This window comes from Paenibacillus amylolyticus, assembly GCF_051136285.1.
Taxonomy (GTDB): domain Bacteria; phylum Bacillota; class Bacilli; order Paenibacillales; family Paenibacillaceae; genus Paenibacillus; species Paenibacillus amylolyticus_F.
This window is the reverse complement of record NZ_CP194938.1, coordinates 3,053,979-3,069,691: the sequence shown is the minus strand read 5'-3', so window position 1 is coordinate 3,069,691 and position 15,713 is coordinate 3,053,979. Positions and strand designations below refer to the sequence as shown.

15 protein-coding genes are annotated in these 15,713 nt (G+C 47.8%); 14 read left to right on the top strand and 1 reads right to left on the bottom strand.

All coding sequences use genetic code 11. From position 1 onward, the window contains the following. The first annotated feature begins 21 nt into the window (after positions 1-21). From ACR8BL_RS13360 to ACR8BL_RS13330, 7 genes are all read left to right on the top strand, one after another. Entirely contained in the window at positions 22-720 is a 699-nt protein-coding gene (locus tag ACR8BL_RS13360) for a response regulator transcription factor (protein WP_434748126.1), read from the top strand. After that, positions 713-1,819 (top strand): ATP-binding protein, encoded by a 1,107-nt coding sequence (locus ACR8BL_RS13355; RefSeq protein ID WP_434748125.1) that lies wholly within the window; start codon positions 713-715, stop codon positions 1,817-1,819. Before ACR8BL_RS13360 ends, ACR8BL_RS13355 begins: the two co-directional genes overlap by 8 nt. 79 nt (positions 1,820-1,898) lie before the next feature. Next, positions 1,899-2,765, top strand: coding sequence for a M15 family metallopeptidase (locus ACR8BL_RS13350; RefSeq protein WP_434748124.1), 867 nt, complete (start codon positions 1,899-1,901; stop codon positions 2,763-2,765). Positions 2,766-2,944: 179 nt separating this feature from the next. Next, a complete protein-coding gene (locus ACR8BL_RS13345) occupies positions 2,945-3,598 on the top strand; it encodes a VanZ family protein (protein ID WP_434748123.1) in 654 nt (217 codons plus the stop codon). Between the two features lie 129 nt (positions 3,599-3,727). Further along, positions 3,728-3,937, top strand: coding sequence for a hypothetical protein (locus ACR8BL_RS13340; RefSeq protein WP_434748122.1), 210 nt, complete (start codon positions 3,728-3,730; stop codon positions 3,935-3,937). A 678-nt stretch (positions 3,938-4,615) separates the two neighbouring features. Continuing rightward, positions 4,616-5,032 (top strand): hypothetical protein, encoded by a 417-nt coding sequence (locus ACR8BL_RS13335; protein ID WP_434748121.1) that lies wholly within the window; start codon positions 4,616-4,618, stop codon positions 5,030-5,032. 194 nt (positions 5,033-5,226) lie between these two features. Beyond that, positions 5,227-5,436 carry a hypothetical protein gene (locus tag ACR8BL_RS13330; protein ID WP_434748120.1) on the top strand — a complete coding sequence of 70 codons (210 nt, stop codon included), beginning with the start codon at positions 5,227-5,229 and terminating at the stop codon, positions 5,434-5,436. Between the two features lie 193 nt (positions 5,437-5,629). Here the strand turns inward: ACR8BL_RS13330 and acnA are convergent, their stop codons facing one another. Next, positions 5,630-8,344, bottom strand: a complete 2,715-nt coding sequence (acnA, locus tag ACR8BL_RS13325) for an aconitate hydratase AcnA (protein WP_434748119.1) — start codon at positions 8,342-8,344, stop codon at positions 5,630-5,632. A gap of 361 nt (positions 8,345-8,705) precedes the next feature. On the opposite strand from acnA, the gene ACR8BL_RS13320 reads away from it, so the two are divergent. From ACR8BL_RS13320 to ACR8BL_RS13290, 7 genes are all read left to right on the top strand, one after another. Next, entirely contained in the window at positions 8,706-9,704 is a 999-nt protein-coding gene (locus ACR8BL_RS13320; RefSeq protein ID WP_434748118.1) for an amidase domain-containing protein, read from the top strand. 135 nt (positions 9,705-9,839) lie between these two features. Further along, a complete protein-coding gene (locus tag ACR8BL_RS13315; RefSeq protein WP_434748117.1) occupies positions 9,840-10,940 on the top strand; it encodes a D-alanine--D-alanine ligase in 1,101 nt (366 codons plus the stop codon). Between the two features lie 61 nt (positions 10,941-11,001). Further along, positions 11,002-11,325, top strand: coding sequence for a hypothetical protein (locus tag ACR8BL_RS13310; RefSeq protein ID WP_434748116.1), 324 nt, complete (start codon positions 11,002-11,004; stop codon positions 11,323-11,325). A gap of 195 nt (positions 11,326-11,520) precedes the next feature. Then, the gene (gene uvsE / locus ACR8BL_RS13305; protein WP_434748115.1) at positions 11,521-12,522 is read left to right on the top strand and encodes a UV DNA damage repair endonuclease UvsE; all 1,002 of its coding nucleotides are present in this window, start codon (positions 11,521-11,523) and stop codon (positions 12,520-12,522) included. A 109-nt stretch (positions 12,523-12,631) separates the two neighbouring features. Beyond that, positions 12,632-13,495 (top strand): inositol monophosphatase family protein, encoded by an 864-nt coding sequence (locus ACR8BL_RS13300; RefSeq protein WP_434748114.1) that lies wholly within the window; start codon positions 12,632-12,634, stop codon positions 13,493-13,495. Between the two features lie 251 nt (positions 13,496-13,746). Beyond that, on the top strand, positions 13,747-14,064 hold the full coding sequence (locus ACR8BL_RS13295) for a hypothetical protein (protein WP_434748113.1): 318 nt from the start codon (positions 13,747-13,749) through the stop codon (positions 14,062-14,064). A 267-nt stretch (positions 14,065-14,331) separates the two neighbouring features. Next, positions 14,332-15,657 (top strand): stalk domain-containing protein, encoded by a 1,326-nt coding sequence (locus ACR8BL_RS13290; protein WP_434748112.1) that lies wholly within the window; start codon positions 14,332-14,334, stop codon positions 15,655-15,657. The last annotated feature ends 56 nt before the right edge of the window (positions 15,658-15,713 follow it).

The window sequence follows — 15,713 nt, the reverse complement described above, 5'->3', positions numbered from 1 at the left end:
CATATAGGAGTGAAATAAGCAATGAAGCGAATTACGATTCTGATTGCGGACGATGAAGTAGAGATCGCAGATCTGGTTGCTCTGCATTTACAAAAAGAAGGCTATCATACCGTCAAGGCATCTGACGGACAGTCAGCATTACAGGCGATCCAGACACATGCCATTGATTTGGCCGTACTGGACATTATGATGCCGGGTATGGACGGGTATGAAGTTACCCGCAAAATACGGGAGCAGCATCATTTTCCAATTATTTTCCTGAGTGCCAAAACCTCGGACATGGATAAAATTACGGGGCTTGTGATGGGTGCCGATGATTATATGACCAAACCGTTTAATCCGATGGAACTTGTGGCACGTGTGAATTCTCAACTGCGGCGTTCTTTGCAATTCAGTCAGTCCACAGCGGGGGTTCAGCGCTCGATTCTGGAAAAGGGCGGACTTGTCATTGCACCGGAGCAGCACAGCGTGATGCTTTATGGTAAACCGCTGGAGTTAACACCGAAGGAATTTGATATTTTAGTGTTGCTCGCGAGCAATCCGAAACAGGTCTTTAGCGCAGAAAGTATTTTTGAAAAGGTATGGGGAGAAGCTTATTTCGAAAGTGGCAACACCGTTATGGTACATATTCGGACATTGCGCAAAAAGCTCGGTGAAGATGTGGACAAGAACAAATTCATCAAAACGATCTGGGGCGTGGGGTACACGTTCAATGACTAAGCGCAGAAGCTTTCGCACAACGATGATTATGCTGCTCGGTCTGAGCATGCTGTCTTCTGGCGGCGTAACGTTTATCGTCTACAGGCTGTTGCAGATGTATTATGCAGGGGTCAGGAGAGAAGATCCACTGGCGGAGTATCGTAACATCATGAGAAGTATTGGCGATATATATGTCTTTATGCTGCTCTTCATCCCGCTTGCGATTTTATTTTTCTACTTGTTTACGAGACCTTATGTCACGTATTTCAAAGAGATTTCCACAGGCATTAATCACTTGGCGAATGGAGACTTTCAGCATCGTGTTCAGATTTCGTCCAAGGATGAATTGGGTTCGATTGCGGAGAGTGTGAATATGGCGAGCCAGAAGCTGCGAGAGGCGATGGAACGAGGGGATTTTGCCGAGAACAGCAAAGACCAGCTCATCGTAAACCTTGCGCATGATCTGCGTACACCGCTAACCTCCGTGCTGGGCTATCTGGATTTGTTAATGAAGGACGAGCAACTGACAGAGGAACAGGCACGTCATTTCACAGCAATCGCGTTTACCAAGTCCCAGCGGCTGGAGAAACTGATTGATGATCTGTTTGAGATCACACGGATGAACCACGGCAGGCTGCCTGTGCGCAAGACACAACTGGACCTGAGCGAGCTGTTGAAACAGATGAACGAGGAGCTTTATCCTGTTTTTGAAAAGAATCATTTGCTCACCCGTCTAAAGATCGATAATGATCTTACCGTATCAGGAGACGGGGAGCTGCTCGCCCGTGTGTTCGAGAACCTGCTGATTAATGCTGCGCGGCATGGTAAGGACGGTATGTACGTTGACATTAACGGATTCCGGGATGGCAATCAAGTGGTCATTCAGGTTATCAACTATGGGGGACACATTCACCCCGATGATCTGCCGCACATCTTCGACATGTATTACACCGGGGATCGGGCACGGACAGTACAAGAGGGAGGTACGGGTCTTGGACTGTTTATCGCACGTAATATCGTGGACCAGCATGAGGGTGTAATATCGGTAGCAAGCGATGTGGTACGTACGATGTTTGAGGTTCGTCTACCTGTTTTCCAGCAGGTTTCTCGTGAAACTTAAGAAAAACTTAAAAATTGCCCTGCGTTTTCTTTAAATTGTTTTGTCTATCCTTGAATCATGAGAGGAAGGAGGAACAATCATGAAAAAGTGGGGCTTTCTAATATGCATCATCCTGATCGGGGATATCCTGACCCAATCACCGGCAGCTTTGTCGGGGGACAAGGAGATGCCGATTGTTATTTTGGACACGGATGAGAAGTATGCGGGGTACCGAGAAGTGGCAAGCCAGGACACAAAACAACTAATACATAAAGGTAATCTCGTTTTGGTCAATTCCGAGCATCCAATTCACCGGGAAGGTGTTCGCTCTGATATTGTACATGTAGCTGATGAGGAAGACCTGCTTCGTGGTTATGGACTACTGGATCACAAATTGATGTTATCCCGTGAGGTGGCAGAGAGATTCCAGGAGATGGTTGAAGCAGCAGCCGAAGACGATGTACGTTATTTCCTGATGAGCAGCGGGTACAGAGATTTTGAGAAGCAAGACGAGCTGTATCGGCAAAAGGGTTCAGACTACGCGTTGCCTGCGGGCTACAGCGAGCACAATCTGGGATTATCCTTAGACGTGGGTTCAAGCTTGGCCTCGATGAGCGAAGCTCCTGAGGGGGCATGGTTGGAGAAGAACGCGTGGAGATACGGTTTTATTATGCGATATCCGAAAGATAAAGTGAAAGTGACCGGTATTCAGTATGAACCTTGGCATTTTAGATATGTGGGCATGCCTCACAGTGCAGTGATGGCGAAGAATCATATGGTTTTGGAAGAGTATCTGGAGATGTTAAAGGAAAAAAAAGACGTGACCGTTGATCTTGATGGCGAGACGTACCACATCCATTATTATCACGTGTCGAAGGATACCAAGATATATCTGCCCGAGGAAGACGATTATGAACTGTCCGGGGACAATATGGAGGGTGTTATTGTTACGGTTAAGAAACGCTAGTGAGCGTGAGCGCTAAACGGTTGCCAAAAGGATTTGTAAATCTAACAGCCGAGGCTTGATATATATGGGTACATACGAATAGGTTTAAACCGGGACGGCATTGGCCGGGGGATTAACAAAACAGGTTACAGTACGGTTGATATACTGCTTCACGGCCTGATCGGGGAGGGAAAGACAGCATGAGACAGAATAAGCCGAGCGAGCAGCTTAATCAACGTGGGCATGAGCACCGTGATCGGAGTGAACGCCATATGCAGAACAAACAGCAGACCAGCCATTTGACCAACCGTCATGAGAAGAATCATGAGAAGAAGTCTAATCCGCTTCGAGTTGTATGGATTTCTATATTCCTGATTTATCTTTATCTGCTGACCAAGTTGATTTTATTCAAAGGAGGTCCCGTGGATGTAGGGCTGGTATGGGACAGATTAATGGAGCTGCTACGTCAACCTGATCTGATTCATACACGAACCGTAAATCTGACGCCATTTCAGGAGATCAAACGAGACTGGTGTAGTCTCTCCGTTCATCACCGATCCGGAACAGCCATTCATCTGGTGGGCAATATCCTTGCATTTGTGCCGCTCGGCGTATTGATTACGGGGCTGTTACGCCATACTTTTTTCACCGGAATTCATGTGCTTGTTCTATCCTTCCTGCTTAGTCTGGGATACGAAGGGACACAGCTGCTCACGGGTATAGGTATCTTTGATGTAGATGATCTTATGCTGAATACATTTGGTGGAATGATCGGATACCTGCTGTATACCATGTTGCTGGTCCTAAACAGGTTGTTATCAGGAGGTAACTCACGATTGGCAGCGAATAACTAGGCGAGCAACATTTGAAATAACGACGGGAAGAGTATGAGAATCACTAGGAAAGTAACTAGGTGAAATAGTAAAGGGGATAACTGTGTGAAAGAGGCCCATGCTTCGTGCCCTGCCTAAGGAGGAATTACATTGATTATTATGGCTGTACTGTTTATTAGTACAGGGTTTATGTTTCTGGTATATCCGCAGAGTACAACAGATGCTACAGACCAGCAAATCAAGGATCGTCGATTTGCAGCAAGGTGGATCGGAGGAGCTTTGATCGTCATGTCGTGTTTCTTTCTGACCATGGGCACAGTGCAGGTGCTCGATCAATCCTCACATTATATTGGGCATTAAGCGAAACTCCCTATGAACGCACAGCTTGTAGCGATGCGTTCATAGGGAGTTTTTTTATAAAGGCACGGAGGTGGCGGGGGGGTGAAAACTCTGGAAACCCGTAAAATCGGAAACCCGAAAACCCGAAAAACCCGGAAAACCCGGAAAACCCGGAAAACCCGGAAAACCCGGAAAACCCGAAAACCCTAAACCTGTAGTCACCATTGTTTCTGTTCCTCTCGCGGCGCTAACGATCATGACAGACCTTATTTGGCTGATTTTGCCGAGTTATAAATTCTAACGATCACCAGAAACGCTATTTTCTCAATTTTAGCTGAAATCGGGATAAATCGAAGAAATTTACTTCAATAGCGTCGCTACGGATCGTTAGAATCTCAAAAGGCTACTTTGGGGGGAAATAAGGCTTCTCATGATCGTTAGAATTTTGGCTAGCCATTAGGGCTTCTTTTTCATCCATTCCCGGATTTAAGTTTTCCCCCTGCTACGGATACAATCTCGTCTCGTTCACTAACGGGAATCTTTTATGGGTTACACTTTAGAGCATTTATTTGAGTTGTTTCAAGCGGACACTTTTGCGATACTGTTTAATAGTTTTAATTAGAAGATACCGACGAGATAAGAAAAAAACGATGTTCGGTAGTACCCTGTATGTTCACTATACTCGGAGGAGGACTCGGATTGATTTTGTTAGCTAAACAGCTTGCCGGAAGAATGAGAGCGCTAATCGCTATCGAAAGTGAGATCGCAGACGCAACACATGGACAAGAAAATGAACAGGCCATATTGGAGTTGGAAAAGAAAGGATCTACACTGATCCGCGGCCTCACGCGTGATGAATCATTAGTCATCAAAACGGTAATGAATGTTGGCCGATCCGAAAGAGGTTATCGTTTCTATGCGAACTCAGAACGTTCGGAACATTCAGATCATTATGAGATCATTCACCTGCCTATTGAGTTGAACGAACATGAGTTGATGCAGAAGTATTCTTATTATCTGGTACATAAAACGGAAAGCGAACTTGCAGATGGTATGGAGTATTATACGGCTGTTTCTGAACAACTGAAGGAAGGCATGGCTATTCTGAAACTCTAATCTCTTATTCAATCTCGGAGATGCTCGCAGATTCTTTTAAAGAATGAGTTTGCAACTAATTCACGATCAGGCTTTAGGAGGTAGATCGGATGATTATGAAAATTTCGTATTACACACCTGACGGTTTCTATTATTATGTCCCTGACGAGTATGCAGAGTAGATCGAAGCGTGGAGAATCGAATTTTCTGATTTTTTGCAAAGTATCGAAGGTAAACATCCGTTTACGGAATATGTGGAATCGTTTAATTTCGATGATGAACTGGAATATGGGGTGTTTATTCGCAGTTACGGTGGGGATGACTTTATGGATTGGATCAATGTGGAAAAGTTAAAATGTAGGGGAATCTATCGTATACCTGAACCGCCGAATGATTCAGAGGTGGGAATCAGGATCGATTTTTGATCGGATTGCAGCAGAAAAGCATTAACAGCAAAGTGAAAATGACTAAGGCAAAGCAAAAATGACTAAATCAAAGCAAACGATAAACTCAAGTTCCGCATCAAATCTCAGAATTAAAAAGCCCCGCTTCATCGTGCAATCTGCACATGAAGCGGGGCTTCGTTATTTCATTTTATCCCATGAAAGATCAAGCGAATTAAGCTTTTTTCATCATTTGACGTAATACCGTTTGCAGGATACCACCGTTGTGGTAGTAATCCACATCAACCATACTGTCCAGACGAGCGATGACAGGGAAGTCGAACTGTGTACCGTCTTCACGAGTTACGGTTACTTTCAATTCTTGACCTGGTTTCACATCATTGCTCAGACCTGTGATGTCAAACGTCTCACGTCCGTTCAGACCGAGGCTGGACCAGCCGTGACCTTCCTGGAATTGCAATGGCATAACGCCCATACCTACCAAGTTACTGCGGTGGATACGCTCGAAACTTTCTGCGATAACGGCTTTGACGCCGAGCAAGAACGTTCCTTTGGCTGCCCAGTCACGGGAGCTTCCTGTACCATATTCTTTACCTGCGATAACGATCAGGTTCTGTCCTTCATCCTGATACTTCATGGAAGCATCGTAGATGGACATCTCTTCGTCCGTTGGCAAGTATTTCGTAATACCGCCTTCGGTTCCTGGAGCTACCTGGTTACGAATACGGATGTTGGCGAACGTACCACGCATCATCACTTCATGGTTACCACGGCGTGAACCGTAGGAGTTGAAGTCTTTGCGTTCTACACCATGCTCTTTCAGGTACAATCCGGCTGGACTGGACGGAGCAATGTTACCTGCTGGTGAGATGTGGTCCGTTGTTACGGAATCAGCGAGCAAGGCCATTACACGTGCAGAACGGATATCGGCGATATCGTTCAGCTTGTCACCAAGCTCCTGGAAGAATGGCGGGTTCTGGATGTATGTGGAGTTCGGGTCCCACTCATACAGTTCACCTTCCGGTACAGCGATGTTGTTCCAACGCTCGTTGGCTGTAAATACATTCTCATATTTGTTGCGGAACATCTGTGCATTCAAGGAGCTTGCGATGGTATCCTTGATCTCTTCGGAGCTAGGCCAGATATCTTTCAGGAATACAGGTTGATTATTTTGGTCGTGACCGATTGGATCGGTTTCGAAGTCGATATCTACTGTACCCGCAAGCGCATATGCAACGACGAGCGGTGGAGAAGCCAAGTAGTTCGCTTTCACTTGTGCGTGTACACGGCCTTCGAAGTTACGGTTACCGGACAGTACAGCCGCTACAGTCATATCGTTGGCAGTAATCGCTTCACTCACTTCATCCGGCAGTGGGCCGGAGTTACCGATACAAGTTGCACATCCGTAACCGGCAACGTTGAATCCGAGTTTGTCGAGATACGGGATCAGGCCTGCTTTTTCCAGATACTCGGTAACTACGAGGGAACCTGGAGTCAAGCTGCTTTTCACATATCCTGGTTTAGTCAGACCCAATTCAACTGCTTTTTTCGCAAGCAAACCTGCGCCGACCATAACGCTAGGGTTAGATGTATTCGTACAGCTTGTGATCGCCGCGATGACTACAGCTCCAGCTTTCATTTCAGTTGTGGAACCGTCAGGGTGCTTCACAGGCACTTTCTGTTCAATCTTCTCATCGCTCAGTCCATATCCGCCTTTGTCGACAGGGGTACGGATGATGCTGTTGAAGCTTTCTTTCATTTGAGTCAGCTCGATACGGTCTTGTGGACGTTTAGGTCCTGCAAGACTTGGTACAACAGAGCCGAGATCCAGTTCGATTACATCCGTGAATTCCGGATCAACGGTGCTGGAAGTACGGAACATGCCTTGAGCTTTGTAATAAGCTTCAACCAGTTCTACTTGCTCATCGGAACGTCCAGTGCTGCGCAGGTAGTTCAATGTTTCGCTGTCTACCGGGAAGAAACCGATCGTTGCGCCGTATTCCGGTGCCATGTTGGCAACAGTTGCACGGTCAGCAAGACCGATGTTGGCAAGGCCTGGTCCATAGAACTCAACGAATTTGCCGACAACGCCTTTTTTACGAAGCATTTGAGTAACGGTGAGCGCGAGGTCAGTTGCTGTTGCGCCTTCGCTCAGGCTGCCTGTCAATTTGAAACCGATAACGTCTGGTGTTACAAAATAAAGCGGTTGGCCAAGCATACCTGCTTCAGCCTCGATACCACCTACACCCCAGCCGACAACGCCGAGACCGTTGATCATGGTGGTGTGAGAGTCCGTACCTACGAGGGAATCCGGGAATACAACCGTTTCACCATCAACCGTTTTGGTTGCAGCCACGGAAGCAAGGTACTCCAGGTTAACCTGGTGAACGATCCCTGTGGATGGTGGAACAGCACGGAAGTTATTGAATGCCGTTTGTGCCCAGCGAAGGAAGCGATAACGCTCTTCGTTACGCTCGAACTCCACTTTGATGTTGTAATCCAGTGCATCACTGGTTCCGAAAGCATCGACCATAACAGAGTGGTCAATAACGAGATCAACAGGAACGAGCGGGTTGATCTGTTTCGGATCGCCGCCAGCTTTTTTCACAGTATCACGCATTGCTGCAAGGTCTACAACAACGGGTACACCCGTGAAATCTTGCAATACGATCCGCGCAGGGATAAACGGAATTTCCTTATTATTATCACGGCCATCTGCCCAGCCGGTCAGTTGTTTAACGTGTTCTTCCGTGATAGCACGTCCGTCGAATTGACGAATCGCTGCTTCAAGCAGCACTTTAATTGAGAAGGGGAGCCTGGAAAGGTCACCGTGGCCACCTTCCTGAAGAGCATCGAGACTGTAGTAGCGGTAAGACTTGCCTCCAACCTCAAGCGAACGAGCGGCGGAGTAATGGTTCTTGGCTGACATACATGTACCTCCTTAAAATGTGTCGGTGAGATGAAGAAAACGTTCATTTCTAATGAAGAACAGGCCTTCACCGTTCCGTGTTTTTGTCCAGTGGTTTCATCAGGTGAAACATAATTTCATAATCATAACTTTAGTTCTAAGTATACCGTTTTCACATCCGTACGTAAAGGGCTTTTTGCCTGCTCAAGCTAGCGTTTGAACGGATGAAGGCGTTTACTACATTCTGGTATGAGCATGGATGAATTTGATCTTTTCAGGTCACAGATTTAGGTGTCTCATCTGAGCGGTGTACATACAAACAAGGTTCCCTTCATATGAATAGTAGGAGCAGACTGAACTCATACCAAAGGGGGACACAAGCTTGGAACGCGAATGGAAGAGTGCCTTGTATTCGTACGTCAACCAGTACAATCGCTGTGAGATCGATTACCGTCCGCAGACGAGTGAACGAATCGTAACCGATCCTGAATTTGTGGTGGAACGGGGAGAACGCATGGCAAGGCTGGATGAATGGTACCGCAGACGGCGCGCCGTGCCTCTTCGCAGCGAGACCAGCGCCAAGCTTGTGCGCACACTCATTGATGGATCGGAAGAAGCGGTGGTGGAAGTGCAGCTTTATAGCAGACTGTTCTATGAGAAGAGTGGCATCACCCACCGGGAAGATCGGATCGAACGGGAACGATTAACTTTCTTACGTGAAAATGGGCGGTGGAGCATTGCGCGTGTGGAACGGGAAGTCCCGGAACGCCGTCCGGCAGGGGAAGGACGCCCGTATCAGCAAGCCGATTTTGTACAGGCGGTAAACAGGCCACTGCTCAACCGGGAAGTATTGGGGCAGGGCAGAAGTGCCAGACGGCAAATCTATCGCCGGGATTTGGCTGTAGCCTACGCCGATCGGTGGTGGAATGCAGGCAATCCGGCATTTGAAGAATTCGATGTGGATTGCACGAATTATGTGTCCCAATGTCTCTTTGCAGGGGAAGCACCCATCCACTATACTGGTAGAAGAGAAGCGGGCTGGTGGTATAAAGGGTATGTGAACGGTATGGAAATGTGGAGTTACAGCTGGGCTGTCTCCAACAGTCTGGCAAGGTATCTTTCTGGCAGCAGCTGGGGTCTGACAGCCACCGAAGTGGATCGCCCTGAGCAACTTATGCTGGGCGACGTTATTTTCTATGACTGGGATGGCGATGGCAGATTCCAACACAGCACGGTGGTCACCGCTTTTGATGCGGGAGGCATGCCGCTTGTAAACGCACATACGGTGAGCAGTCGTCACCGTTTCTGGGATTACCGGGATTCGTATGCTTGGACAGAACGAACGGTGTACCGGCTTTTTCATATTGCAGATGAGTTCTAAGAAGGAAAGATTTGCGGGATGCGGTGACGCAGACAGCCCGTTCCGTGTAAAATAAGAACAGAGACCGGAAGCAGCAGGCAAGTGTTTGAAACGGCTGCGCAGACAGCATCAGGTACAGATAATCGGAGGTTACGCATGAGTATGGATAAATTAAAAGTAGGCGTCGTATACGGCGGAAAATCGGGCGAGCACGAAGTATCGCTGCAAACGGCGTTTGCTGTAACAAATGCATTTGACTATGAAAAGTATGAACTGGTTCCTTTTTATATCTCCAAACAGGGGACGTGGAAAAAAGGAGCGGTGATGCATGCACCCTTTGCACGCATCGAAGATTTGAAGCTGGAAAGATCTGCGGGCGGCACACAGGAAGCGCTGAATGCATTGTTCGCACGTCTGTACGGCGGGGCGGAAGCACTCGACATTATGTTCCCGTTGCTGCATGGTACGTTTGGTGAAGATGGCACGATCCAAGGGATGTTTGAGATGGCGGATATGCCTTATGTGGGTGCGGGCGTGCTGGCATCAGCAGGCGGCATGGACAAAGTAGTCATGAAAAAGTTGTTCGCTCAAGCCGGGATTGATCAGTGTGCCTTTACTTATTTTAACGTGACACAATGGAAACAGACTGAACACGAAATGATCGTACAGGTCGAAGATCAGCTGGGGTACCCGTGTTTCATCAAACCGGCTAATCTTGGCTCTAGCGTAGGTATTTCCAAAGCGCGTAACCGCGATGAACTGAAAACAGCGATCGAGTTTGCACTCCGGTATGATACCAAAGTTGTAATTGAGGAGTTTGTGGAAGCGCGTGAAGTCGAGGTTAGTGTTCTTGGCAATGATGAACCGATGGCATCGGTTCCGGGCGAGATTGTATCCTCAGGTGAGTATTATGATTATGCAGCCAAATACATCGACGGGCAGTCCCAGATGCTGATTCCTGCACCACTGGACACAGAGGCAGCAGATCGCATCCGTGAAGCGGCGTTACAGGCGTTCCGCGCCATTGAAGGTAACGGTATCTCGCGTGCAGATTTTTTCATCCGCAAATCGGATGGAGCGTTGCTAATTAATGAAGTGAACACGATGCCAGGCTTCACACCATACAGCATGTACCCGCTTTTGTGGCGCGAAACAGGTGTATCATATGCTGAATTGCTGGATCGCATGATTGAGCTGGGACTGGAGCGGTATAACCGCAAGCAGGCACTGAATTACGAGAACGGCGTTCAGGCGTAGTCTGAGACGATCCGAATATTCGAGTAAGAGTTCCGATATCAGGAGATTGGGAGGAATGTGCATGGGATTTCAGACAGAGTTTAATTCCGTATGTAAATTCAAAAGCGAGCAGGAGCTCTTCGAATTGCTGGAATACGGTCGCGGCAAAATGGTCAAACAAGGCTTCCGGGTGTTCCCGACCGGGCAAAAAGTCATTGCTTACACCCCGGATAACGTAGCCGTGGCGATTGTGAAGATTGTGGCTTCCATTGCGGAGATCAATTTTCAGAACCAGGAAGTGACGGAAATGGAAATGCAGCTGATCCGCAAGCTGAATGAGGAAGAATCACGGATCCAGACGGCACTTGCCGATGAGATGTTTTTTGGGGAGCAGGCTGAGGGTTAGAGTCTACCAATGGAGGGGCGACCATTGAGCCTCCTAGGGTCTGGCTTCTGTAAGAGAGTGATTGGCCGGATTTGCAATCATACGATTATGCTCCCTTGTTTAGGGCAAAACTTGGTTATATATCATGTCGGTTGATCTCCACGGGCTACCTACAGCCGTGCAGTCTGTCCGTCCTAAACAGAGAGGAAGAAATTCATGCTTGTACGTTTCGGTTACGTGGCAATGTCGGTGCTGGTGGAGAATGCTTCGCCTTCCAAGACCATGACGATGGCCAGTTTTAACAAAATCGACGACAGGGAAGCGGCGATTCGCAAGCTGGAACGCATTGCAGCCGAGAACCTGCACAATACATTACGTTTACTTCGGCATAATAAAGGTAGTCATATTCATGTATATCGCTTTTCTTCGAAATTAATTCCACTGGCAACCCATCAGGATCTGAGTGACTGGGACCCGTTCCCGGCGCTGAAGCCGGACTTTGAAGCGATTGGCGATTTCGTGAAGGAAAATCAGATGCGCGTATCCTTTCATCCGGATCATTTTACTGTCCTGAGTACCCCTCGTGAAGAGGTGCTGCGCAACTCGATGAAGGATCTGCGTCATCATGTTCGTATGCTGGATGCGATGGGGCTGAATGCCACGGCCAAGAACAATATTCATATTGGTGGCGCATACGGGGACAAACCTTCGGCTGCACGGCGCTTTGAAGAAAATTTTATGAAGCTGAACCGGGACATTCAGGAGCGATTGACGCTTGAAAATGATGATAAAACCTTCAATTCGCCCGAAACGCTGGCGGTGTGTCAGAACCTCGGGTTACCGATGGTGCTGGATATTCATCACCAGTGGGTGAACAACGAAGGCGAGCAGCCATGGGAGCTTTGGCCGGATATTCTGAGGACCTGGGAGTCGCCGCTCGCGCAGGCGGATGCACTGCCGGACAGACCTTTGGCCCCCAAAATTCATGTATCCAGCCCTAAAAGTGAAAAAGACCTTCGCGGTCATGCGGATGGAGTGGAGGTAGAGCCCATACTCGATTTTCTGCGTCATATTGCACCGCTCACACCGACCCTCGATGTGATGATCGAGGCGAAACGCAAGGATGAAGCTCTGGTGCAGCTGATGCAGAAACTGGCCTTTTATCAGGATGAGGGTGTGGAATGGGTGGACGAGTCTACCGTTCGCATCCATCCGTGAAGCCAAAAGGGGCTTGGACAGCAAGAAACTTTACGAATGCTCAGACGTATACTTCTAACAAGTATTTTTAATTTTTTCGTAGATTGATATAGAAAGTAGAGTGAACGCTTTGAGTGAAAAGGAAAAGGTACCTTATGTCGTGACAAGCAAAAGCTATACTGCCGTTGCCATTAATGCTGCGTCCAAGGCGGGCGAGTGGATTAAGAGCCGTCTGGGCACGGTAAGTGAACTCGGAACCAAGTATTCCCCGCAAGATTTGGTGACGGAAGTGGATAAAGGTGCAGAGCAGATGATTCGCCGCCTGATTCTGACCCATTTTCCAGACCACGCTATTCTGGGTGAAGAAGGAGTCGAACCGGGGCCTGAGGCTTCAGCAAAAGCGCTGAAAGAGGCAGTAGAGGAAGAGTACCTCTGGATTGTTGATCCGGTGGATGGAACGACGAACTTTGTGCACGAATTCCCATTCTATTCGGTGTCTATTGCGCTAGCGCATAAGGGCGAAGTCATCGTGGGTGTCATCTACGACCCTTCGCGGGATGAACTATTTGTTGCGGAAAAAGGTAAAGGAGCCTACGTGCACGGAAACCGGATGACGGTATCGGGTGAAGAAACGCTGGCGCAGAGCCTCGTCGCAGTGGGCTTCCCGGCAGATACAACATTTGCGCTGCCACTCAATATGGCTGCCGTTCAGGCCCTTGCTCCGCAAGTACGCAATCTGCGTGCAGGCGGTTCAGCTGCGATTCATCTCGCTTACGTGGCTGCTGGTCGACTGAGTGCTTACACGGAAGTGGGTCTCAAACCTTGGGATATTGCTGCAGGTGCGCTGCTGGTTGCGGAATCTGGCGGTAAGGTGACCGATACGCTCGGAACGTCATATACGCTAGCCGTGAACCACATCGTTGCCAGCAATGGCAAGATTCATGATGCATTGACGGATGTACTTAAAGAAGCCAAGGCTACCGGACTGGAATAATCTGATTGCGGCTTTGGTTTGATATAAGCTAATTATATAATTTCAACTATTCTTTTACACGTTAACGAAGGGGGTAGGAAAAACCTGGAAAAGCGAAGCGTTCGCCTTTATCACCGGATTTTCCCCTTTGGAAAAGGGAATCTAAAAAATCTGGGGATAACAGCGATTGAAAGGTTATTCTGTCATCGGAGTGGACTGTGTAAAATCTTTAGTTTAACTTATATACTATTATATCAAAGGAGCGAATAACGATGGATGAATCCAAAGAACTGGAACGACGGCTGAGCGATATGCTGACGGAAGGAGACATGGAAGCGTCTAGCGATGTTGAAGAGCGTAAGCGTCAGCTCATTCCTCCGAAGTACGAGGTGCGTATTCAGACAGTACGAGACCCGATTGTGGAGGAAACATTAAAGTTTCGTACTATGGCTCGTGAACTGGATGATCGATATGACCGGTATCTGGATCGTGCAACCGGGCAGGAAACGAAGGCAAATGGCGAACCAACGCCAAGTCAGGGTGCAGATCTAGATCGAGTGACGAATCAAGGTACAGACAGCGAAACGTAACCTGCATGGAACTTACGATCATCAAGAGACATGCCATCATTCGTAGACCTACAATCCTTAGAATTACGCTCATTAACGGAGACAGGTTTTATAAATAACAGGCTTCCTGACAAAAGGGAGTCTGTTATTTTCTGTGCACATAGAGGCAAGAGGACAAAGCTATCGCTGAAGTGATAGAATAGAGGTACACAAGCATATGTCATCGGAATGATGGATGTACTATATAATCGTGTAAAAGCTGGTTTAACTAAAGGAGTGTTCACAAGAATGAAGCGTAAACGTATTTGGAAAAATACAGCGGTAGGCCTGAGTGCCAGCATGCTGGCGGGTATGTTGCTATTCACATCGTCCGCATTACCGGCACATGCTGCCGATGCCAAAACGGGCGTATTACCTGTGGCTTCCAATGAAGCATCGCTTACAGCAACCAAGAAAGATGCTACTGCGGTAACGAAAGAGTTCCGAGTTGTCACATTGGGTGATTCTATCACTGTAGGGTATGAACCAAAAATGACTACGTTGCCTTACGGTTACGTGGAGCGTTTGCAGGAACAGGGCCTGCTCCATGGACGTACACAGGTGGATAACTTCGGCATCGCTGGACTTAAAACCAGTGGTTTGAAGAACTTTACCAATGCGATCAAGGAAGGCAAGACGTTGACTTCGGAAGCTATTCAACCAAGTCTGCCTGATCCGAGAGCGGGACAGTTCGGAGCTAATACGGCTGCGATCCGTGAAAGCATTGCACAGGCTAATCTTGTGGCGATGACGATTGGTGGCAATGATGTTTCGGAGCTTCTAGGTACAGCGAACACCATGAGCGAGCAAGAGCTGCAAGAGAAAGTGAAGGAACTGCTGTCCACGTATACAAGCAATGTTACTGCTATCATCAATGATATTCATGCGATTAATCCAACTGCCCGAATTGTTATTGCTGACCAGTATCAGCCGATGCCGGAAGTAGCAGGCAAAGAGCTGTATGCCAAGCTGATGAAGGCTTCCCAAGGATTCACACAAACGATTGATGGCATTGCTGCTCAGTTCACAGCTCAGGGTGCAGATGTAAAAGTCGCTCATGTAGCCAAAGACTTTATTGGCGGTGAGGGCACCATGACACATATGATCAAAAACCGTGATTTCCACCCGAATCAGCTCGGATATGCTGCTATTGCTGAAGAGTTTGCAAAAACCATCTGGGGTGACTACACGAAACTGACTGCACCTGATGCGGGCCAACCGATGAACATCATCGTAAGTGGCAAGACGCTGAGCACACCGTATAAACCAGTTATTCGTAACGGCAAAAACTTCGTTGCAATCCAGGACATTGTGAATGCGGTGGGTGCCAAAACGGTATGGGACAACAAAACGTCAACTGCGACCATTACCTACGGAGATCGCACAGTAGCTGTGAAAATTGGAGCAAATGCCGTGAAAGTGAACGGCTCATCCGTTGCAGTGGATACACCGGCGTTCCTGAACAAAGTAGGCAAAGAAGCTAAAACCTATGTACCGGTAGCTATGGTTGCCGAGGGTCTTGGTTTTGACGTGCAATATATCGCGAAGCTCAGAACGGTATTTGTAAATCCTTAAGGTTTTACCTCACACATATGATGAAGTGGCGAAGCAGGGCTTATACCTGTCTCGTC